Annotated in this window: 20 protein-coding genes; 17 read left to right on the top strand and 3 right to left on the bottom strand. The window is 68.0% G+C overall.

Annotated features, from left to right (window positions below; genetic code table 11):
- Positions 1-163: 163 nt before the first annotated feature.
- The gene (locus AC1RNC_RS01775) at positions 164-1,024 is read left to right on the top strand and encodes an SDR family oxidoreductase (protein WP_492883219.1); all 861 of its coding nucleotides are present in this window, start codon (positions 164-166) and stop codon (positions 1,022-1,024) included.
- 4 nt (positions 1,025-1,028) lie between these two features.
- On the opposite strand, the gene AC1RNC_RS01770 is transcribed toward AC1RNC_RS01775, so the two are convergent.
- Entirely contained in the window at positions 1,029-1,901 is an 873-nt protein-coding gene (locus tag AC1RNC_RS01770) for an alpha/beta fold hydrolase (RefSeq protein WP_492883217.1), read from the bottom strand.
- A 55-nt stretch (positions 1,902-1,956) separates the two neighbouring features.
- On the opposite strand from AC1RNC_RS01770, the gene AC1RNC_RS01765 reads away from it, so the two are divergent.
- Both AC1RNC_RS01765 and AC1RNC_RS01760 read left to right on the top strand, forming a co-directional pair.
- Complete coding sequence (locus AC1RNC_RS01765; RefSeq protein WP_492883215.1) at positions 1,957-3,129, top strand: glycosyltransferase family 4 protein; 1,173 nt, start codon at positions 1,957-1,959, stop codon at positions 3,127-3,129.
- Positions 3,126-4,097, top strand: a complete 972-nt coding sequence (locus AC1RNC_RS01760; RefSeq protein ID WP_492883213.1) for a glycosyltransferase family 9 protein — start codon at positions 3,126-3,128, stop codon at positions 4,095-4,097. The genes AC1RNC_RS01765 and AC1RNC_RS01760 overlap by 4 nt, the downstream gene beginning before the upstream one ends.
- Before the next feature lie 8 nt (positions 4,098-4,105).
- Here the strand turns inward: AC1RNC_RS01760 and AC1RNC_RS01755 are convergent, their stop codons facing one another.
- Entirely contained in the window at positions 4,106-4,705 is a 600-nt protein-coding gene (locus AC1RNC_RS01755; protein ID WP_492883211.1) for a YitT family protein, read from the bottom strand.
- Between the two features lie 252 nt (positions 4,706-4,957).
- Here AC1RNC_RS01755 and infC point away from each other — a divergent pair, with 252 nt between their 5' ends.
- The 14 genes from infC (at position 4,958) to AC1RNC_RS01685 (ending at position 20,222) form a co-directional block, all read left to right on the top strand.
- Positions 4,958-5,479 carry a translation initiation factor IF-3 gene (infC, locus tag AC1RNC_RS01750; protein WP_099580303.1) on the top strand — a complete coding sequence of 174 codons (522 nt, stop codon included), beginning with the start codon at positions 4,958-4,960 and terminating at the stop codon, positions 5,477-5,479.
- A gap of 138 nt (positions 5,480-5,617) precedes the next feature.
- Positions 5,618-7,549, top strand: coding sequence for an alpha/beta hydrolase family protein (locus tag AC1RNC_RS01745; RefSeq protein WP_492883209.1), 1,932 nt, complete (start codon positions 5,618-5,620; stop codon positions 7,547-7,549).
- A 110-nt stretch (positions 7,550-7,659) separates the two neighbouring features.
- Positions 7,660-9,708 carry an alpha/beta hydrolase family protein gene (locus AC1RNC_RS01740; protein ID WP_492883207.1) on the top strand — a complete coding sequence of 683 codons (2,049 nt, stop codon included), beginning with the start codon at positions 7,660-7,662 and terminating at the stop codon, positions 9,706-9,708.
- The gene (locus AC1RNC_RS01735; RefSeq protein ID WP_492884368.1) at positions 9,705-10,937 is read left to right on the top strand and encodes an MFS transporter; all 1,233 of its coding nucleotides are present in this window, start codon (positions 9,705-9,707) and stop codon (positions 10,935-10,937) included. Before AC1RNC_RS01740 ends, AC1RNC_RS01735 begins: the two co-directional genes overlap by 4 nt.
- Before the next feature lie 130 nt (positions 10,938-11,067).
- Positions 11,068-11,268 (top strand): 50S ribosomal protein L35, encoded by a 201-nt coding sequence (gene rpmI, locus AC1RNC_RS01730; protein WP_018061454.1) that lies wholly within the window; start codon positions 11,068-11,070, stop codon positions 11,266-11,268.
- 15 nt (positions 11,269-11,283) lie between these two features.
- Positions 11,284-11,643, top strand: a complete 360-nt coding sequence (gene rplT / locus AC1RNC_RS01725) for a 50S ribosomal protein L20 (protein ID WP_099580311.1) — start codon at positions 11,284-11,286, stop codon at positions 11,641-11,643.
- 120 nt (positions 11,644-11,763) lie between these two features.
- Positions 11,764-12,837 (top strand): phenylalanine--tRNA ligase subunit alpha, encoded by a 1,074-nt coding sequence (gene pheS / locus AC1RNC_RS01720; RefSeq protein WP_492883204.1) that lies wholly within the window; start codon positions 11,764-11,766, stop codon positions 12,835-12,837.
- A gap of 123 nt (positions 12,838-12,960) precedes the next feature.
- On the top strand, positions 12,961-15,399 hold the full coding sequence (gene pheT / locus AC1RNC_RS01715) for a phenylalanine--tRNA ligase subunit beta (RefSeq protein WP_492883201.1): 2,439 nt from the start codon (positions 12,961-12,963) through the stop codon (positions 15,397-15,399).
- 287 nt (positions 15,400-15,686) lie between these two features.
- Complete coding sequence (locus tag AC1RNC_RS01710) at positions 15,687-15,833, top strand: hypothetical protein (RefSeq protein WP_492883199.1); 147 nt, start codon at positions 15,687-15,689, stop codon at positions 15,831-15,833.
- 123 nt (positions 15,834-15,956) lie between these two features.
- Positions 15,957-16,253 carry a hypothetical protein gene (locus AC1RNC_RS01705; RefSeq protein ID WP_125156234.1) on the top strand — a complete coding sequence of 99 codons (297 nt, stop codon included), beginning with the start codon at positions 15,957-15,959 and terminating at the stop codon, positions 16,251-16,253.
- A complete protein-coding gene (locus tag AC1RNC_RS01700; RefSeq protein WP_492835177.1) occupies positions 16,238-16,525 on the top strand; it encodes a hypothetical protein in 288 nt (95 codons plus the stop codon). Before AC1RNC_RS01705 ends, AC1RNC_RS01700 begins: the two co-directional genes overlap by 16 nt.
- Before the next feature lie 55 nt (positions 16,526-16,580).
- Positions 16,581-17,171 (top strand): peptide-methionine (S)-S-oxide reductase MsrA, encoded by a 591-nt coding sequence (msrA, locus tag AC1RNC_RS01695; protein WP_492883197.1) that lies wholly within the window; start codon positions 16,581-16,583, stop codon positions 17,169-17,171.
- 76 nt (positions 17,172-17,247) lie between these two features.
- On the top strand, positions 17,248-18,642 hold the full coding sequence (locus AC1RNC_RS01690) for a DUF4139 domain-containing protein (protein WP_492883195.1): 1,395 nt from the start codon (positions 17,248-17,250) through the stop codon (positions 18,640-18,642).
- 2 nt (positions 18,643-18,644) lie between these two features.
- The gene (locus AC1RNC_RS01685) at positions 18,645-20,222 is read left to right on the top strand and encodes a DUF4139 domain-containing protein (protein WP_492884366.1); all 1,578 of its coding nucleotides are present in this window, start codon (positions 18,645-18,647) and stop codon (positions 20,220-20,222) included.
- On the opposite strand, the gene AC1RNC_RS01680 is transcribed toward AC1RNC_RS01685, so the two are convergent.
- Complete coding sequence (locus AC1RNC_RS01680) at positions 20,219-20,959, bottom strand: DUF1134 domain-containing protein (protein ID WP_492883193.1); 741 nt, start codon at positions 20,957-20,959, stop codon at positions 20,219-20,221. The two genes, AC1RNC_RS01685 and AC1RNC_RS01680, sit on opposite strands and share 4 nt — an antisense overlap.
- Between the last annotated feature and the right edge of the window lie 74 nt (positions 20,960-21,033).

The raw sequence follows: 21,033 nt of genomic DNA, 5'->3' as shown, positions 1-21,033 counted from the left end.
GCATCGGCGAGGCTCAAAAGAGCGCCCCGCGACGAGGAGGCGGCTTATGGCAGAGGCCTTCGCGCTTGGCAAGCGCCCTTTGAGGGGTTGCCGACAGCCTTTTTTCGGAGGCTTGATCCGGACGGGTTTAGGCTGGGCTTTTCCAGGGGCGGAGTTCTAGGCGTTGCGTCTGTTTGTGTTCGGTATGGGCTATGTCGGCGCGGCCTTTTCGCGCGCCTTGCGAGCCCGAGGGTGGGAGATCGCCGCCACGGCGCGGGACGCGGACCAGGCCGATCGGCTGCGCGCCCAGGCGATCACGCCCGCCCATCCGGACGACCGCGAGGCCATCGCCGCCGCGCTCCTGGGGGTGAGCGCCGTGCTCGTCACCGCCCCGCCCGGCCCCGACGGCTGTCCGGCCCTTGAATCGCTGGTTCCCGCGCTCGCCCAGGCTCAGGCCTTCCCCGACTGGATCGGCTATCTGTCAACGACCGGCGTCTATGGCGACTACGACGGCCGCTGGGTGTTCGAGACCACGCCGCTGAAGGCCCAGTCGGTCGAGGGCGCCCGCCGGGTCGGGGCCGAACGCGACTGGCGCCAGGTCGGACGCGGCATGGGCCTGACCGTAACCGCCTTCCGCCTGCCCGGCATCTATGGCCCGGGCAGAAGCGCCCTGGATCGCCTGCGCGCCGGCGAAGGCCGTCGCATCGTCAAGCCGGGCCAGGTGTTCAGCCGCATCCATCTCGACGACATCGTCTCGGGCCTGCTGGCCTCGCTCGACCGACCTAGGGCGGGCGGCGTCTACAACCTGGTCGACGACGCGCCGGCCCCGCCGCAGGACGTCATGGAGCATGCCGCCAAGCTGTTGGGCGTCCCGGTCCCGCCGGACCTGCCGTTCAACGCACTGGGCATGTCCCCCGCCACCCGCCGCTTCTATGCCGAGAACAAGCGCGTCTCGAACGCTCTGGCCAAGGCGGAGCTGGGCTGGCGGCCGGCCTATCCGACCTACCGCGAGGGCCTGGCGGCGATCCTGAAGGCGGGCGGTTAGAGACCTACTCGTCGTCGATAGCCGGCGGCCTCGGAGCGATCCCCACCGCATCCAGACCCGCCGCGTTGCGTAGCCGCGCGGCCCGCGCCAAGCGGCGAGAGACGAGATCGCCCTCTTCCGGTTCGGCCAAGCCCTTGGCTTCGGCGACAGCGACGACGATGCGTTGCAGATCCTGAGGACGCGAGAGCCGGTGATCGCCGTCCTTGATCAGACTGAAGACGACGTCCTGGCTGTTGAGAGCGTTGGCCAGCTCCAGGGCGTGGGTCCAAGGCACGTCCGGGTCGGCGCCGCCCTGCAGCACCCGCACGGGGACGTCGATCGGGACCGGTCCCGGCAGAATCGACCACCGCGCCCCATCTTCCAGAAGTTCGCGGGTAATGGCGTAACCGCCGTCGTCGTACTCGGACGGCCGGATCCAGAAGCCGTCGCGGGCGATGGCCGCCTTGGCGTCGGCCGACAGCTCGGGCTCCATCAGCTTCTCGGTGAAGTCCGGCGCGGGCGCGATCAGCACCATGGCCTTCACCCGGTCAGGCCGGGCGATGGCGGCCAGGCACGACAGCCAGCCGCCCATGGACGAGCCGACCAGCACCAACGGCCCGTCGGTCAGCTGGTCGATCACCGCCAGGGCGTCCTCGCGCCAGCGGCTGATCGTGCCGTCCTTGAACGCGCCATCGGACGCGCCGTGGCCGAAATAGTCGAAGCGGACATAGTTGCCGCCTGTCGCCTTGGCCTGCTCGGCCAGGACCTCGGCCTTGGTCCCCGTCATGTCGCTGTGGAAGCCGCCCAGCCAGACGACCGTGGGGCCTTCGCCCTCGATACGGCGGAAAGCGATCTTCGAACCGTCTTCGCGCGTCACAGCGCCTGGGGATTCGGTCATGGCGTCGCCTTGATCCTTTCGTTAACTAAAACGCGTTCGTTTCATCGAGAGTCGCGTGCCCGACCTACCCGCCGGCTTTACCCTGCTGCAAGTCACGCCTGAGCTGGAAACAGGCGGGGCCGAGCAGACGACGATTGATGTCGCCCACGCCGTCGTGGCGCAAGGCGGCAAGGCCCTGGTCGCGACGAAGGGCGGGCGCATGGCCTCGCGCCTGGAGGCCGATGGCGGCCGTCTGGCCCAGATGCCCGCCCAGTCGAAGAACCCGCTGATCATGCTGGGCAACGCCGCGCGGCTGATCGACCTGATCCGGCGCGAGAAAGTCAGTCTGGTCCACGCCCGCTCGCGCGCTCCGGCCTTCAGCGCCCTGTGGGCCGCCCACGCGACCAAGGTCCCGTTCGTGGCCACCTATCATGGCGTCTACAACGCCAGGTCCAATCTGAAACGCTGGTACAACGCGGTCATGACCAAGGGCGACCTGGTCATCGCCAATTCCGAGTACACGCGCGACCACATCATTCGAGAACACAACATCGCGCCCGAGAAGGTCGTGGCCATCCCGCGCGGCGTCGACCTCACCCGCTTCGAGCCGGGCGTGGTCGGCGCCGACCGCATCGCGGCCCTGCGCAAGGCCTGGGACGTGGCCGATGGCGAGCGCCGGCTGAAGGTGCTGCTGGCCGGTCGCCTGACCCGCTGGAAGGGCCAGGCCCTGATGATCGAGGCCATGACCCTGCTGAAGGCGCGCGGCGAGGATCGGGTGCTGCTGCTGCTGGCCGGCGACGACCAGGGCCGCAAGGGCTATCGCGCCGAGCTTGAGGCCGCCATCGCCGCCGCCGGACTGCAGGCCGCGGTCAAGCTGGTCGGACACTGCGACGACATGCCGGCCGCCTACCTGCTGGCCGACATCGCCATCGCCCCGTCGCTGGAGCCGGAGGCCTTCGGCCGCACCGCGGTCGAGCCGCAAGTCATGGGCCGCCCGGCCATGGCCTCGGACCACGGAGCGACGCGCGAGACCATCATCCCCGGCGAGACCGGCTGGCTCGTCGCGCCCGGCGACGCCGAGGCCTGGGCCGACGCCCTGCTCGAAGCCTGCGAGATCGGCGCGGCCGGACGACAGGCCCTGGGCCAGGCCGCACGTCTTCGTGCGCGGCGGTTGTATTCGGTGGACGCTATGTGCGAAGCGACCCTCAAGGTCTATGCACGCATATTGAGTTCGGAGCGTTCGTCTTGAGCAAGGAGATCAAGAAGGTTCTGGTGATCAAGCTGGGAGCCCTGGGCGACTTCGTCCTGTCGCTCGCGGCGATGAAGAAGATCCGCGAGGCCCACCCCAAGGCCAAGATCACGCTCCTGACCACGCCGCCTTACGAAGCCCTGGCCAAGCTCAGCCCGTACTTCAACACCGTCGACACCGATGGCCGGCCCAGCGACCTGGGCGAGACCCTGGCCATGATCGGTCGTATCCGCAAGGCGCGCTACGACCGGATCTACGACCTGCAGACCAACAGCCGCACCAACTGGTACTTCCAGCTGCTGCGTCCCTTCCCGCCACAATGGAGCGGCGTCGCCTTCGGCGCGTCGCTGCCGCAGAAGGGGGCGGCGCGGCTGCGCATGCACACCCTGGAGCGCCAGGCCGACCAACTTCGCGCCGCCGGCATCTGGCCCGACGCCCCAACCGAGCCGGGCAGCGCCCCGCCACCGGACCTGTCGTGGATCCTGCGCAAGCAAAAGGAGCCGCGCCCCGTCGCCGGCGCCGCCGCGCCGCGCCCCTACGTCCTGTTCGTGCCGGGCGGCTCCGCCCACCGGCCGGAGAAACGCTGGCCGGTCGAGAACTACGCCCAACTGGGCTCGCTGCTGAAGGCGCGGGGCCTGGACATCGTCATCATCGGTGGCCCGCAGGAAAGCGCCATGGCCCGCCACATCCAGAAGGCCGTCGGCGGGGCTCGCGATCTGACTGGCCGCACCGACTTCGCTCAGTTGGCCGTGCTGGGAGCCAAGGCCGCCCTGGCCGTCGGCAACGACACGGGCCCGACCCACCTGCTGGCCGCCGCCGGAGCCCCGACCATCGCCCTGTTTTCCGACGCCTCGGATCCCGAGCTGTGCGGCCCGCGGGGCCACGTGGCGGTGATCCGCTCGCCCGACCTGAAGGCCCTGCCGGTCAGCACCGTGGCCAGCGCGGCGATGGCGCTGCTGCCCCACTGATTCGCGGGTCAGTACCCCGCGTACCGGCCCGGCTTGTGGTTGGCGATGATCACCGCGCTCAGCGCCACCGCGCTGGCGATCGACAGCAACAGCTTGTCGAACGGGATCGTGAAGAAGGCCGCCAGGACGACCAGGCAATCGGCGGCCAACTGGACCTTGCCGGCGCTGACGCCCCGGCGCTCGTGCAGATAGAGCGCCAGCACCCCGATCCCGCCGACGCTGGAGCGGTGACGGGCCAGGGCCAGGATGCCCATGCCGATGATCGTGCCGCCGAACACGGCCGAGAAGATCGAGTCGACGTGGCTGATCTTCAGCCAGTGCGGCATGCCGAAGGCCAGGCCGGCCAGCAGCAGGTTTGTCGCCAAGGTCTTGAAGGTGAAGACCCAGCCCATGGTCCGTTGAGCCAGGACGTAGAACGGCAGGTTCAGCAGGAAGAACACCGTCCCCACGGGCCAGCCGCCCAGGTACGAGAGGATCAGCGCCACCCCGGCCACGCCGCCCGTCACGAGGCCCGCGGCCTTGAGCAGGGTCAGGCCCACGGCGATGAAGCTGGAGCCGATCAGGAGGGCGTGGACGTCCTCCAAGGCGGTGTGACGATGCTGATTCATGGAGCTCGGGGGGCGTCTTGAAGAGGGAAAACACGTCCCCGTCTCGCCGTTTCCACCCCCGCGCACGCTGGGATCAGAAAAAACTGGACCCGCCCGACGTCTCTTTGACCGCCTTCGCTTGATAGAGCGCGGCCGGCGCGTCATATATCACTTTCTCGCGGCGCGCCCAGCGCGGTGCGCGCGCGTTCAGCTATACCCTTACTACTCACGCTTCACATCAACAGTCCCGGAGCCGCCCCTATTCGCCGTCCTATGCAAACGCCGCCCGTTAAAGACGGACCGCGTATCAACGAAGACATCCGCGTCCCCCGCGTCCTGCTGATCGACCAAAACGGCGAGAAGCAAGGCGAGATGCCGACCGCGTCCGCTATGGAAGCGGCCGAGGAAGCTGGCCTGGACCTGGTGGAAATCGTTCCGAACGCCAATCCGCCCGTCTGCAAGATCCTGGACTACGGCAAGTTCAAGTTCCAGGAGCAGAAGAAGAAGAACGAGGCGCGCAAGCGGCAGAAGGTGGTCGAGCTCAAGGAGATCAAGCTCCGGCCGAACATCGACATCCACGACTATGAAGTGAAGGCGAAAGCCATGACTCGCTTCTTCGAGGAAGGCGACAAGGTGAAGGTCACCCTGCGCTTCCGCGGTCGTGAAATGGCGCACCCCGAGCTGGGCATGAAGCTGCTCCACAAGGTCAAGGCCGACTTCGACGAAGTCGCCAAGGTCGAGTACGAGCCGCGCATGGAAGGCCGTCAGATGATCATGATCCTGGCCCCGCGCTAAGATCCGATCACGGGTAGACATCGAAGCGCCCCGGCCCCTGCGGCCGGGGCGTTTTGTTTTGGGCGCTTGTCGCTCTTCGAGCGCCTCGACACACCCGCACCCTCTGGTAGAGTTTGGCGCAGTTGGGGGAGCTGTCGCGTGTTGAAGTCCATCCTGGCCGCCGGTGCGGCCTGTTTCGTTCTGCTGTCGGGTCCGGCGCGCGCCGCCGACAAACCCGGTCTTGCTGTCTACGGCCAACTACCGACCATCGAAGGGGTCGAAATCTCGCCCGACGGCACGAAGCTGGCGGTTATCCTGACCAATGGCGAGCAGCGCTCCCTGGTCGTCCGCCAGGTCGGCGGCGGTATCCTCGCCGGCATCAATGCCGGCCCCACCAAGTTGCGCGGGGTCACCTGGGTCGGTGAGGACCATCTGCTGATGGTGGCCTCCCAGACCGCCGACGTGATGGGCCTCTCGGGTCCGGCGCGCGAGTACTACATGGCCACGGACTTCAATCTGAAGACCAAAAAGCAGACGCCTCTGCTGCGCAACCAGCCGTCGGCCATGAACGTGATCATCGGTCCGCCGATGCCGCGCATCATCGACAACGAGCCGTTCGTTTTCCTGGAGGGCATCCAGTTCATCGACAATCAGGGCGTGGACATGCTGTACCGCGTCAACCTGCGCACAAACGTGACACGGGCGCTGGATCGAGGCGCGCGCATCGACACCGACGGCTGGCTGGTCGACACGCAGGGCGAGCCGGTGGCCCAAACCCTGTACGACAGCAAGCGCGGCCACTGGTCGCTGCGCATGAAGCTGAACAACGCCTGGCGCACGGTCGACGAGGCCGACACGCCGATGGGCTCGTACGGCATCGCCGGCTTCGGCCGCGACGGCAAATCGGTGCTGGTCTGGCGGACCGACGACAAGAACAAGGACTTCCTGCGCGAATACGGCGGCGACAAGCATGTCGACCTGCCCAACGACCTCGACCTCAGCAGCCTGATCCACGATCCAGCCACCCTGGCCCTGCTGGGCGGCGTCACGCTCAAGGGCGATGACCTGACCTACACCTTCTTCGACGAGACCAGCCAGAAGGCTTGGAACGCGGTGATCAAGGCCTTCAAGGGCGACCGCGTCTCGCTCGCCTCCTGGTCAAAGGACCGCAAGCACGTGGTGGTGCTGGTCGACTCGCCCGAGGCCGGGCAGGCCTATGCCCTGGTCGATCTCAACGCCAAGCGGGCCGTTTGGCTGGGCGACGTCTACGAGAGCCTTACCCCCGCGGCGATCTCGCCGGTCCGCGCGATCAAGTACAAGGCCGCCGACGGCCTGGAGATTACCGGCTATCTGACCCTGCCCAAGGGTCGCGATCCGAAGAACCTGCCGCTGATCGTGCTGCCGCACGGCGGCCCGGAGGGCCGCGACACACCCGGTTTCGACTGGTGGAGCCAGGCCTTGGCCTCGCGCGGCTATGCCGTGCTTCAGCCCAATTTCCGAGGCTCCGAAGGCTTTGGCTGGGACTTCGTCAAGGCGGGCTTCGGCGAGTGGGGCAAGAAGATGCAGACGGACCTGTCCGATGGCGTCCGCGACCTGACGAAACAGGGCGTCGTGGATCCTAAACGCGTCTGCATCGTCGGCGCCAGCTACGGCGGCTACGCGGCCCTGGCCGGGGCGACGCTGGATCGCGGCGTCTATCGCTGCGCTGTCTCGGTGGCCGGGCCGTCGGACCTGAGGAAGATGCTGCTGTCCGTTCGCGACGCCAACAACGGCGAAACGGGCCCCTCCCAGCGCTACTGGCTACGGTTCATGGGGGCCGACGGGATAAGGGATCCCGACCTGGCCGCCATCTCTCCCGCCCAGCAGGCCGCCAAGGTCGACATCCCCGTCCTGCTGATCCATGGCAAGGACGACACCGTGGTGCGCTACGACCAGAGCCAGGCCATGGCCGCCGCCCTGAAGAAGGCCGGCAAGCCGGTCAGTTTCATCACCCTGGACGGCGAGGACCACTGGCTGTCGCGCGGCGCCACGCGCCTGAGGATGCTGACCGAGACCGTCGCCTTCGTCGAAAAGAACAACCCGCCCGACTGATCCCCACGGACAAGGCGCTCACCTCGCGGCCGGCGAGATCAACTTAAGATTTACAGATCTAGCCATTTCGCGGCACTCTTCACTCGAGTTCATGGGCCGAGGAGTTTGTGATGCTGAGGATCATCGTGGCGGCGAGCGTAGCCGCCGTTCTGAGCCTGGCGGCCCCCGCCGTCGCGGCGGACAAGCCCGACCTCGCCCTCTACGGCGCCCTTCCCAAGATCGAAGAGGTGGTCATCTCGCCGGACGGCACGAAGCTGGCGGTGGTCACCACTGACGGTGAGCAACGCTACCTGACGGTGCGCAAGACCGAAGGCGGCGGCATCGCCGGCGTCGCGCTGAAGGCCAACAAGCTGCGCAGCGTCATGTGGGCGGGCGAAGAACACGTCGTGCTGGTCGTCTCGCAGGCCTCCCAGGGCATGAGCCTGGCGGGCCCGCCCCGCGAATATTTCATGGCCAGCGACTTCAACATCACCACCAACATACTCCGGCCGCTGCTGGACGGCTCGAAGAAGACCAGCACCAAGATCGGCGTGGAGCAGACCTTCAACGTCATCGTCGGTCCGCCTCAGGTGCGCATGATCAAGGGCGACCCGGTGGTGTTCCTGGAAGGGGTCCAATACCTGCGCGGAACCGCAGCCGACACCCTGTTCGCCGTGAACCTGCGGACGGGGACGCAGCGCCAAGCCGAGAACACGCCACGCTACAGCACGGACGGCTGGCTGGTCGACGTCGATGGAAAGTCGGTCGCCCAATCCACCTACGACATCAAGAGCGGCCGAGGCGCTCTGCTGATCAAGGCCGGCGGCAACTGGAAGAAAGTCGACGAAGCCGACTCGCCAGCCGGCACGTATGGGATCTCCGGCCTCGGCCGCGACGGCAGGTCGGTGCTGGTCTGGCGGCGCGGCGACGACGACGTCCTGCGCGAATACAGCAGAGGCGGCGGGCGCGAGGCGTTGCCGGACGATCTTGATTTCGACGGCCTGATCCACGATCCGTACAGCGCCCGCCTGCTCGGCGGCTACACCCTGGACGGCGACGCGCTGCGCTACACCTTCTTCAATCCGGCCGTGCAGAGCGCCTGGTACGCCGCCATCAAGCCGTTCAAGGATGCGCGCGTCAGCCTCAAGTCGTGGTCCAGGGACTGGAGTCGCGTGATCGTGCAGGTGGATACGCCCACCGAAGGCCCGGCCTACTACCTGATCGATCTGCGGACCGGGAAAGGCTGGTTCCAGAGCCGGGTGTACGAGGATGTCAAACCCGAGGCGATCTCGCCGGTGCGCTCGATCAAGTACAAGGCCGCCGACGGCCTGGAGATCAGCGGCTACCTCACCCTGCCGCGTGAACGCCCGCCTACGAACCTGCCCCTGATCGTCCTCGCGCACGGTGGCCCCGAAGGCCGCGACGCGCCGGGTTTCGACTGGTGGAGCCAGGCCCTGGCCTCGCGCGGCTACGCCGTGCTGCAGGCCAACTTCCGGGGCTCGGCGGGCTTTGGAAAGGACTTCGTGAAGGCCGGTTACGGCGAGTGGGGCCGCAAGATGCAGACCGACCTTTCGGACGGCGTCCGCGACCTGGCGCGCCAAGGCGTCATCGATCCCAAACGCGTCTGCATTATGGGCGCCTCCTACGGCGGCTACTCGGCCCTGGCGGGCCCCACCCTGGACAAGGGCGTCTATCGCTGTGCGGTCTCGGTCAACGGCCCGTCGGACCTCAACCTAGTTCGCAAGGAGGTCATCTCGCCCAAGGAGGTCTGCATGTGGACCGGGTTGGGAACCCCGTGCCCGAAGTCGGGCGCCGGCCCGGTCAATCCAGGCCGCATGCTGTCGACGAACCTCGATGATCATGGCGCCCGCAGCTCGACCTCTCCGCGCTACTGGCTGCGTTTCATGGGATCGGACAAGAAAACCGACCTCGACGCCATTTCGCCGGTCAAGCTGGCTGACCGCGTGGATGTCCCAGTGCTGCTGATCCACGGTACGGACGACACCATCGTGCGCTTCGAGCAGAGTCAGGCCATGGCCGACGCGCTGAAGAAGGCGGGCAAGCCGGTCACTCTGGTGCCTCTGGAGGGCGAGGACCACTGGTTCTCGCGCGGCGAGGCGCGCGTGAAGATGCTGACCGAGGCCGTCGCCTTCGTCGAAAAGAACAACCCGCCCGACTGACAAGGCCGAGGTTCGGGCGTAAACCGCGCGTCCCTATGTCCGAACCCGCCCATAGTCCCCGCGCCCTGGCCGTCCTGCTCCTGGTTGTCTTCATCAACCTGGTGGGCTTCGGCGTGGTCATTCCGCTGCTGCCCTTCTACGCCAAGGCGATGCACGCCGCCCCGTGGCAGGTGACGACCATGTTCGCCGCCTACAGCCTGGGCCAGTTCTTCGGCGAGCCGTTCTGGGGGCGGATGTCCGACCGCATCGGCCGGCGGCCGGTGCTGATCGTCACCATCATCGCCAACGCCATCGCCTACCTGGCCCTGGCCTTCGCGCCGAACATCTGGATCGCCATGGCCATCCGCCTGGTCGGCGGTTTTGGCAGCGGCAACATCTCGACCATCCAGGGCTACATGGCCGACGTCACGCCGCCCGAGAAGCGCGCCGGGCGCATGGGCCTGCTGGGCTCGGCCTTCGGGGCCGGCTTCGTGATCGGCCCGTCGCTGGGCGGCCTGCTGGCCCATCCCAGCGCCGGCAGGCTAGGCTTTCAGATCCCGCTGTTCGTGGCCGCCGGCATGGCGGCGCTGGCGACGGTCGGCGTCCTGCTGTTCGTGGCCGAGAGCCGCGCGCCCTCCGCTCCGGGCGTCAAGCAGCCCGGCCGGCGCGAGGCCTTGAGCGCGGCCTCGGCCCACCCGATCCTGTCGCGCGTGCTGCTGGTCACCCTGGTCTCGACCGGCGCCTTCGCGGGCATGGAATCGATCTTCGGCCTGTGGGCCAACGCCCGCTTCGACTGGGGTCCGCGCGAGGTCGGCCTGTGTTTCGCGGTCATCGGCGTCATCGCCTCGCTGGGCCAGGGCCTGCTGACCGGACGCCTGGCCCGTCGCTTTGGCGAAGGCAGCGTGCTGACCGTGGGCCTCGTCATCATCTGCGCCAGCCTGTTCGTCTCGCCGTTCGTGACCCATCCCGTCCTGGCCATCGTCGCCGTCGGCTGCACCGCTTTTGGCCAGTCGCTGGTCTTCCCCTGCGTGGCGGCCCTGATCTCCCGCGCCAGCCCGCCGGACCGCCAGGGCCAGATGCTGGGTCTGAACATGGCCGCCGGCTCGCTGGCCCGCATCGGCGGTCCGCTGCTGGCCGGTCCGCTGTTCGGCCTCGCCATCGGCGGCCCCTACTGGTTCGGCGCGGCCCTGATGGTTCCGGCTATCTTCCTCGCCGTGACGATCGTCCACCGCGCGAAAGCGGCGGCCTGAGGCCTAAGCGCTTGCCTTCGGCGAGTCTTTCCCTTAGTAACGCCCCCTTTCCGGAACCGCCTGGCCAATTGGCATGCCATGGCGGTTCGTCTTGCTATCCCAGAGGACGGGGCGAAAGCTCCGACGCGAAATGCCTAAGTTGAAGACGAAGTCGGGCGCTAAGAAGCGCTTCAAGATCACGGCCACGGGTAAGCTGAAAGCCGGCGTCGCCGGCAAGCGCCACCGTCTGATCGGCCACAACGGCAAGTACATCCGCCAAAACCGCGGAACGAAGGTGATGAGCGAGGCTGACGCCAAGACCATCCGTTCGTACCTGCCCTACGGCCTTTAAGAGGAGCGCTGACACATGGCTCGCGTCAAACGTGGCGTCACCGCCCACGCCAAGCACAAGAAGGTTCTTGAACAGGCGAAGGGCTTCTACGGCCGCCGCAAGAACACCATCCGCACCGCCAAGGCCGCCGTCGATAAGGCCGGTCAATACGCGTACCGCGACCGCAAGGTGCGCAAGCGCGCCTTCCGCTCGCTGTGGATCCAACGCATCAACGCCGGCGCCCGCATCGAGGGCTTCACCTACTCGCAGTTTATCCACGGCCTGGACGTGGCGGGTGTGGTGATCGACCGTAAGGTCCTCGCCGACATCGCGGGCAACGACCCGGCTGCGTTCAAGGCTATTGCTGACAAGGTCCGCACCGCCCTGGCCGCCTAAGGTCTTTCTCGGGTCCGTCCCGATTGCGATCTAGAAAAGCCCTCCGGTGCGAACCGGAGGGCTTTTTGCTGCGCGCTCCCCTACTCCGCCCCGCCCGAATGCTCTAGACGGATGCCCGTCATGACCGATCTCAACACCCTCGAATCCGACGTCCTGGCCCAGGTGGCCGGCGCGACGGACCTCGCCGCTCTCGATGCGGTGCGCGTCGCCGCCCTCGGCAAGACCGGCTCGATCTCCGGCCTGCTGAAAACCCTGGGGGCGATGAACCCCGAGGAGCGCAAGACGCAAGGCGCCGCGATCAACGCCCTGCGCGACGCCGTCGCCGCCGCCGTCGCCGAAAAGAAGGCCGCCCTCGAGGCCGCCGAACTCGACGCGCGCCTGGCCAGCGAGACCCTGGACCTCACCCTGCCGGCGCCCTACCGCCGCAAGGGCAGCGTCCACCCGACCATGCAGACCATGGACGAGATGATCTCGATCTTCGCCGAGATGGGCTTCGCGGTCGCCGAAGGTCCGGACATCGAGGACGACTTCCACAATTTCACGGCCCTGAACTTCCCGCCGAAGCACCCGGCCCGCGAGATGCACGACACCTTCTTCTTCAATACGAAGGAAGACGGCGAACGTATGCTGCTGCGCACCCACACCAGCCCCGTGCAGGTGCGGACCATGGTGTCGCAGAAACCTCCGATCCGCATCATCGCGCCGGGCCGCACCTATCGCGTGGACAACGACGCCACCCACACGCCGGTGTTCCACCAGGTCGAGGGCCTGGTGATCGACAAGGGCATCCACATGGGCCACCTGAAGTGGACCCTGGAGACCTTCCTGGCGCGGTTCTTCGAGACCGACGCGGTCACGACCCAGTTCCGGCCGCACCACTTCCCGTTCACCGAGCCGTCGGCCGAGATGGACGTGCAGTGCGACCGCTCGGGCGGCGAGATCAAGATCGGCCAGGGCACGTCGTGGCTCGAGATCCTGGGCTGCGGCATGGTTCACCCGAACGTGCTGCGCGCGTGCGGCATCGATCCGGACGAGTACCAGGGCTTCGCCTTCGGCATGGGCGTCGACCGTCTTGGGATGCTGAAGTACGGCATGCCGGACCTGCGCGACATGTGGTCGTCCGACGTCCGCTGGCTGGCGCACTACGGCTTTAGCGCGTTCGCCGCGCCGAACCCGGCGTCGGGATTGAGCTAGACCTGAACCCTCCCCTCCCCCTTGCGGGGAGGGGCCGGGGGTGGGGGTGAAACACCGCCATCTCCGAGCACGCACCCCCACCCCAACCCCTCCCCGCAAGGGGGAGGGGCTTGGAGACCGAAAATGAAATTCACCCTCTCCTGGCTCAAGGATCACCTTGAGACCACCGCCACCGTCCCCGAGATCGTCGCGGCCATGACCATGGCCGGGCTCGAGGTCGAGCACGTCATCGACCCGGCGACCAAGCTGAAGCCCTTCACGGTCTGCAAGATCGTCGAGGCCGCGCGCCACCCCAACGCCGATCGCCTGCAGGTCTGCCAGGTCGACACCGTCGACGGCCGCAAGGAGATCGTCTGCGGCGCGCCGAACGCCCGCGCGGGTCTGACCACGATCTACGCCCCGATCGGCGCCTATGTGCCCGGCCTGGACGTGACCCTGGTCGAGAAGCCGGTGCGCGGCGTCATCTCCAACGGCATGCTCTGCTCGGCCGCCGAGCTGGAATACGCCACCGAGAGCGCCGGCATCATGGAGCTGCCCGACGCCTTGCCTGTCGGCACGCCGGCCGTCGACGCCCTGGGCCTGGAAGCCGTCATCGACTTCGAAGTGACCCCAAACCGTCCCGACTGGCTGGGCGTCGTGGGCATCGCCCGCGATCTCGCCGCCGCCGGCGTGGGCAAGCTGAAGGACGTGTCGATCGCGTCGATCCCCGGGACCTTCCCGTCGCCGATCACCGTCAAGGTCGACGGCGAGGCCTGCCCGGTCTTCGCCGGCCGTTACATCCGCGGCGTCAAGAACGGCCCCTCGCCCAAGTGGCTGCAGGATCGCCTGACCGCCATCGGGCTGCGTCCGATCAACGCCCTCGTGGACGTCACCAACCTGATCACCTACGACCGCGCCCGCCCGCTGCACGTCTATGACGCGCACAAGCTGTCGGGGACCGAGATCTCGACGCGCCTGGGCCGCCATGGCGTCCACGGCGACGAGCACCTGATCGCCCTGGACGGCAAGACCTACGAGCTGACGCCCGAGATGTCGGTGATCGCCGATGCGTCCGGCGAGCGCCCGATCGGTCTGGGCGGCGTCATGGGCGGCGAGAGCACCGGCTGCTCGGAAGAGACCACGGACGTCTTCGTCGAGAGCGCCTGGTTCGACCCGATCCGCACGGCCCAGACCGGCCGCGCCACCGGCATCGCCAGCGACGCCCAGTACCGCTTCGCCCGCACGGTCGACACCGGCTCTCTGGTCCCGGGCATCGAGCTGGCCACCAAGCTGATCCTGGAGCTGTGCGGCGGCGAGCCGTCGGAAGTGCTGCTGGTCGGCGAGGCCCCGGCCGCGCCCAAGCCCGTACTGTTCGACCCGGCCTATGTCGGCCAGCTGTCGGGCCTTGAGATCGAGCCCGAGCGTAGCCTGAAGATCCTGGCCGACCTCGGTTTCAAGATCGAAGCGCCCAAGGACGTCTCGACGACCGAGTTCGCGATGCACGCCGAAAGCGTGGTCTGCGTGACCCCGCCCACCTTCCGCCGCGACGTGGAGGGCAAGGCCGATCTGGTGGAAGAAGTCGCCCGCATCGCCGGCTACGGCGCCCTGCCCTCGACGCCGCTGCCGGAAGTTCCGCGCGCCGTCGGCGGCATCCTGACCGCCAAGCAGGCCCGCGCCCGCACCGCCCGTCGCGCCCTGGCGGCGGCCGGCTATTCGGAAGCCGTGACCTTCAGCTTCACCAGCCACGAGACCGCGCGGCTGTTCGGCGGCGGCCAGCCGGAGATGCTGCTGGCCAATCCGATCGCCTCGGAACTGGACTGCATGCGTCCGTCGCTGCTGCCCAACCTGATCGACGCGGCCGGCCGCAACGCGCGCCAGGGCTTCCCCGACGCGGCCCTGTTCGAGATCGGCCCGACCTTCCACGGCGAGCGCCCCAACGACCAGCGCACCGTGATCTCGGCCATCCTGGTCCCCAAGGCTCCGCGCGGCTGGGACAAGGCGGCGCAAGACGACGTGTTCACGGTGAAGGCCGACCTGCTGGCCCTGCTGGAAGAGCTGGGCGCGCCGGTGGCCTCGCTGCAGACGGCGCAGGGCTCGGCCTCGTCCTGGTGGCACCCCGGCCGCTCGGCGCGCCTGCAGCTGGGTCCCAAGGCGGTAATGGCCGAGTTCGGCGAGATCCACCCGGCGATGCTGAAGGCTCTGGACGTCGCCGGCCCGGTCTACGGCTTCGAGATCACCCTGGAAGCGATCCCCGAACCCAAGAAGAAGTCGATCAAGTCCCGCCCGGCCTTCTCGCCCTCGGCCCTGATGCCGTTGACCCGCGACTTCGCCTTCCTGGTCGAGAAGACCAAGGCGGCGGGCGATCTGGTCAAGGCCGCGGCCGGCGCCGACAAGGCGCTGATCACCGCCGCGCGCGTGTTCGACGTCTATGAAGGCCCCGGCGTGCCGGAGGGCTTCAAGTCGATCGCGATCGAGATCGTCGTGCAACCGCGTGAAGCGACCCTGACCGAAGTCGAGATCGAGGCCCTGTCGGCCAAGATCGTGACGGCGGCCGAGAAGGCCGGCGGCAAGCTGCGGTCGTAGTGCTTTGGGGGCCGGCTTGGCGCTGGCCCCCTCCACCGCCGTTCGGCGGTCCCCCTCCCCAATGGGAGGAGGAGATGCGCCCTGCCCTTCTCCGCCCCGCTTGGGGGCGGACAGACCTGCGCCAGCAGGTCAGGTGGGGGCCTGTGCTGAGTTTCCGGGCACGTCGCCTCGAACAGGGCAAAACGCGCCCCTCCCGCGACCGATCGCCCATCTCGCAGGCAAGACCTTGCGCGATGGCCAACGTCACGCTACCTGTAACAAGCGCTAACTGGACTCATAGCTTCCACATGCAATCGACCTTCGCCTTCGCCGCCTTCGTGACCACCGGCCTCGCCGCCGTGGGTGCGATGTCGTGCGTGGCGATGTGGAGCATGATTAACAACCAGATTAAAACCGTGCGAATTCGAACGGGGCAAAATCGGCGCAAGCGGTAGGAAACCTACCCTCCACACAGCCGAAGGATCGCAAGATCTCCAAAAGCCCCGCTCCCACGAGCGGGGTTTTTTGTTGCGCGGTTCCTCGGTCCTCCAAGTCTCTCATGCACAGGACCAACTCCAATGAGCTACCTGCCCTCCCCACCATCCTTCCATAGCGACCAGGAAGGCGTCACCGTCCACCAACTGCTGCTGGCCGCCCAGGACGCGCCCAGCGCCCTTGAGGCCGTCCGCCAGGGCCTGAGCGACAGCGGCGCCGAGCTGTGCGGCCTGACGATGAAGCCGGTTGGCCAGATCGTCGAAGCCAGCCTGCGCGTCCGCCATCTGGGCGACCAGGCCGCCCGCCTGCTGGCCCGCGACCTGGCCGCCTGGCCCGGCGTCAACTCGGCCTCGGTAGAGCACCAGTGGTTCCGACCGTGAGCGACCTCGTAGACCCTCCCAAACCGGACGAAGAGAAACGCCGCCTCTTCCTCGTCACCACCGACGACACGCCCGACGCCCTGATGCGGGTGCTGGGCGTGGCCTCGGTGCAGCAGACCCGCCTGCGCGCCCTGTCCGCCGCTCCCGAAGGTCAGCACATGGCCATTCGCCTCGAGATCGACGACCAGGGCGACGCCCGGGCCGAGGTGCTGGCCTCGCGCCTGGCGGCCTGTCCCAGCGTGCGTGGCGTCGGTTTCGGCTGGCGGGCGTAACCTTTCGGCGCTTCCCTGCGTATCTAGGATCAAGTCCGCTTCTGGAGAGACTTCGATGCGCCGCCTGCTCGCCCTCCTCGCCACCCTCTTCGCCCTCACCGGCGTCGGCGCATCCGCCGCCGCGACGCTTAAGACCGAGACCGCCGTGTTCGCCGGCGGCTGCTTCTGGTGCATGGAGCACGACATGGGCGGCATCCCCGGCGTCTTGAAGGTCGAGAGCGGCTACACCGGCGGCCACGTCAAGAACCCGACCTATCGCGACGTCACCAGCGAGCGCAGCGGCCACTACGAGTCGGTGCGCGTCACCTATGACCCGGCCAAGCTGGACTACGGCTTCCTGCTGTATCGCTACTGGAAGCTGGTCGACCCGACCGACGACGGCGGCCAGTTCTGCGATCGCGGCCCGTCCTACCGCCCCGCCGTCTTCGTCACCCCCGCCCAGCGTCCTATCGCCGAAAAATCCCAGGCCGAAGCCGCCAAGCGCCTGAAGTCCGGCACGATGAAGGCCCAGATCCTGCCGCTGCAGGTCTTCTATCCCGCCGAGGAATATCACCGCGACTACGCCAAGCGGCACGCGCTGGACTACAACCTCTACCGCGCGGGCTGCGGGCGGGATGCGCGCCTGAAGCAGGTGTGGGGCGGTTAGGTTTAAGCTCAACCTAGCCTAGACTCCGCCGTAATCCCGTGCTGTTTTACTTTTGTAAACACACGGGAGGACGTCGATGCATCGTCGCGCTCTGCTGGCTTCGGCTGGCCTGCTGCTGGTTCCTCTCGACGCGGCCCGCGCTCAGGCGCGAGAAGTCTCGATCACCATCTACAACTCCGACCTGGCGCTGGTCGAGGACGCCCGCCCGCTGGACCTGAGGGCCGGCCGCCAGAAGCTGGAGTTCAAGGACGTCTCGGCCCAGATCCGTCCCGAGACCGTCAGCCTTTCGGTCCCGGGCGTCAGCATCCTGGAGCAGAACTTCGACTACGACCTGCTGACTCCCGACAAGCTGATGGAAAAGGCGGTCGGCCAGCAGGTGAAGATCGTCCGCACCAATCCCGGCGACGGCAAGGAGACCACCGAGGTCGCCACCGTGCTGGCCGCCAACCAGGGCGTTGTGCTGAAGATTGGCGACCGCATCGAGGTGCTGCGCGACGACGGCGTTCCCACGCGGGTGATCTTCGACAAGGTGCCCGAGACCCTGCGCGCCCGCCCGACCCTGTCGGTCAGCATCGAGGCCGCCAACGCCGGCCCGCGCCAGGCCAAGCTGAGCTACCTGACCTCGGGCCTGTCGTGGAAGGCCGACTATGTCGCCCTGTTCGACGAGGCCAGGAACGCCTTGGACCTGCAAGGCTGGATCACCCTGTCCAACACCTCCGGCACGCCGTTCGAGAACGCCAAGACCCAGTTGGTGGCCGGCGACGTCAACCAGCTGACCTCGACCAACACCTATCGCCAGCCCCGTCGAGTCACCCCCGGCGGCGTTCCCGGCGTGGTGCGCGCCGGCGCGGAGAACGGGACCGGCGCGCGGATCGCGGACTACTATGTCTACCCCCTGCCCGAGCGGACCACGATCGCCTCCAACCAGAACAAGCAGGTCGGCTTCCTGTCGGCCCAGGGCGTCGCGGCCAGGAAGGTCTACGAGGTGCGCGAAGGCTGGTTCTCCACCCAGGCCGAGCCGGTCAAGGCCGTGGTCGCCATCCAGTTCAGCAACGGCAGGCTGGGCGGCCTGGGCAGCCAGCTGCCGGCCGGGGTCATGCGGGTCTACATGCGCGACGCGGCGGGCGATCCGAAGTTCGTCGGCGAGAACGCCATCGGCCACACGCCGGCCGGCTCGGAGCTGTCGATCAAGACCGGCGAGGCGTTCGACGTCTCCAGCCAGGCGACCCTTGTGGCCGAAACGCGGGTCTCCAAGACCCGCACCCGCTACGAGATGAAGTACCTGCTGCGCAACGCCAAGGACCAGCCGGTGACCGTCGAGCTGCGCCAGGGCGGCCTGTGGCGCGATGGCGAGGTCAAGGCCGAGAGCCTGAAGAGCCGCGTCATCGACGCCCGCACCCTGGGCTGGAGTGTGCCGGTCCCGGCCAACGGCGAGACGACCCTGACCTTCACCGTGGAGACTGGGTGGTGAGGATGCGCGCCCTGGCGGGCGCGCTCGCTTTCGCCGCCGCGCTCCCAGCCCATGCAGACACCATCGCCTCCCGCGCGCCCGAGACGGTGGCCGTCACGCTCTATCGCGACGGCGACGGACCGTTCCAGGCGCTGAACGCCTGGCAGCGCGCCCAGGCCGCTGAAAAGGGCCTGATCCTTGTCACCGAAACGCGCACCGTCGACCTGCCCGCCGGCCGCCACACGATCCGCTTCGACGGCGTGGCCGAGGGCCTGATCCCGCAGAGCGCGGCGGTCGAGGGGCTGCCGGGCAAGGCTGTCGAGCGCAACTACGACTACGCTCTGCTCAGCCCCGGGACCCTGGTCGAACGGTCGCTGGGCCAGCCGATCCAGGTGGTCCGCACCAACCGCAAGACCGGCCGCCAACGGACGGTCGACGCTATGCTGCTGCAGGGACCCAACGGTCTGATGATCCAAACGGCCGAAGGCGTCGAGGCCCTGGGCTGCTCCGGCGGGCCCGAGCGCCTGGTGCTGTCGTCGGTTCCCGACGGCCTGACCGACAAGCCCAGCCTGTCGACCATCGTCGATGTCCCCGCGCCCGCCCGCGTGAAGCTGACGCTGTCTTACCTGGCGCTGGGTGTAAACTGGCAGGCCGACTATGTCGCGCGCATCCATCCGGACGGCAAGCGGCTGGACCTGACCGGCTGGCTGACCCTGGTCAATAGCGGCGGCAGCCAGTTCGCCGACGCCAGAACGCAGGCCGTGGCCGGGCGGTTGTCGCGGCGGTATGTGCGCGTCGACAGGGGCCGCCCCCTGTCGATCAGCCGCAACTGCTGGCCGATGGACACCACGCACCGGATCGAGAGTGACGCGGGCGTCCAGGTCCAGGCGCGCGCGGACTTTGGGCCGCCGCCCCTGCCCATTCCGCCGGTCATCTCCGCCGCGCCGCCGGTTCCGACCGTCACCGGCGCGCGCGTCAAGCTGGCCGAGCAGTCGAACCTGGGCGACTACAAGCTCTACACCCTGCCCGCGCCGGTCACCCTGAACCCACGCCAGACCAAGCAGGTGGCCTTCCTCGACCAGAAGGATGTCGTCTTCCAGCGACTCTATGTCGTGACCATCAATCCGTGGGACAGCGGTCGTGAGGATGAAGGTTTCCGCGCGCCGGCCGTGACCCTGCGCCTGGACAACACGGTACGAAACGGCCTGGGCAAGCCCCTGCCCTCCGGCGCGCTCTCGGCTATGGAGACGATTGACGGCCGCCCGACCTTCGCCGGCGAGCAGGCCGTGCGCGACGTCGCCGTCGGCGAACCGCTGGATCTGGTCATCGGCCAGGCCGTCGACATCCTGGCCCGACCGCGCCTTGTCGCCGAAGAGACGCTGAGGAAGGGTCGCGTGCGCCGGACCTACGAGGTCGATCTCTCGAACGCCAAGACCATCCCGGTGACCATCGAGGTGCGGCAGAACCCGAACCTGCCGGCCTTCCGGGTGACCAGCGAACCGCGGAAGCACGACATCCGCCAGGGCATGGTCGCCTGGCGCGTGACGCTGGATCCGAACCAGTCGCTCGGCTTCCGCTACGCGATCGAGTACGACGGCTAAAGCGGCATCCAGCGGCGTTTGCGGCTGTAGCCGAGGTAGCCGACATTGGCCCCCAGGCGCAGGCCGACGCCGGCGCGGATCGGGGCCAGGGTGATGTCGTCGGCCTTCTGGTAGTTCACGCCCAGGCCGCCGATCAGATAGGCGCTGCCCTCCACGCCAGGGAAACGGCGGAAGATGGCGTCGGGGTACTGCAGATTATAGCAGAGGGTGAAGACCCGGCTGGCGTTGCCGCCCCAGTCCCAGCCGATGGTCGGCCCCTGCCAGAAGGTCTCGAGGGTCGGACGGCCCTTCATGTAGAGCAGGCCGCGGCCGTAGCGCAGACCGGCCACGAAGGCGCCCGAACCCTCCTCGCCGGCGATATAGGCGGTGGGCTGGCCCTTTTCCTTGAAGATCTTCTCGATCGCCGCGCCGGCGCTCTCGGCCGTCACGCCGAGGAAGTCGGACGTGGCGCGGATCATCTCGTCGGCCGAGTAGGTCTGGGCGCGGCCGGTGTCGTAGGCCGGCGTAGTGCCGTTCGAGGCCGGCGCCGGAGACGGGGGCGGGGAGGCATAGGCGTCCCGCGCGACGGGCCGCGGCGGCGAGGACGCGTACGGGTCGGCTGGAGCGGGGCTCGCCGGACCGATCGGCTGCGGCGGCGGCAGTTGTTCGCTGTAGCGGCTTTGGCGGGCCAGGGCCTCGGTCGCCACGGTGCTCAGACCGACGGCGGCGCCCGAGAGGATCAGCTTGCGACGGTCCATGTCAGGCCCTCTGGATCAGTTTCATTGCAACACTGTTGCAAGCCATTGAGACCGGTTTGCGGCTCCAAACTTAA

The sequence above is a fragment of the Caulobacter sp. GW822-FHT01G02 genome, from assembly GCF_058802865.1.
This window is presented reverse-complemented; position numbering and strand designations above follow the sequence as displayed.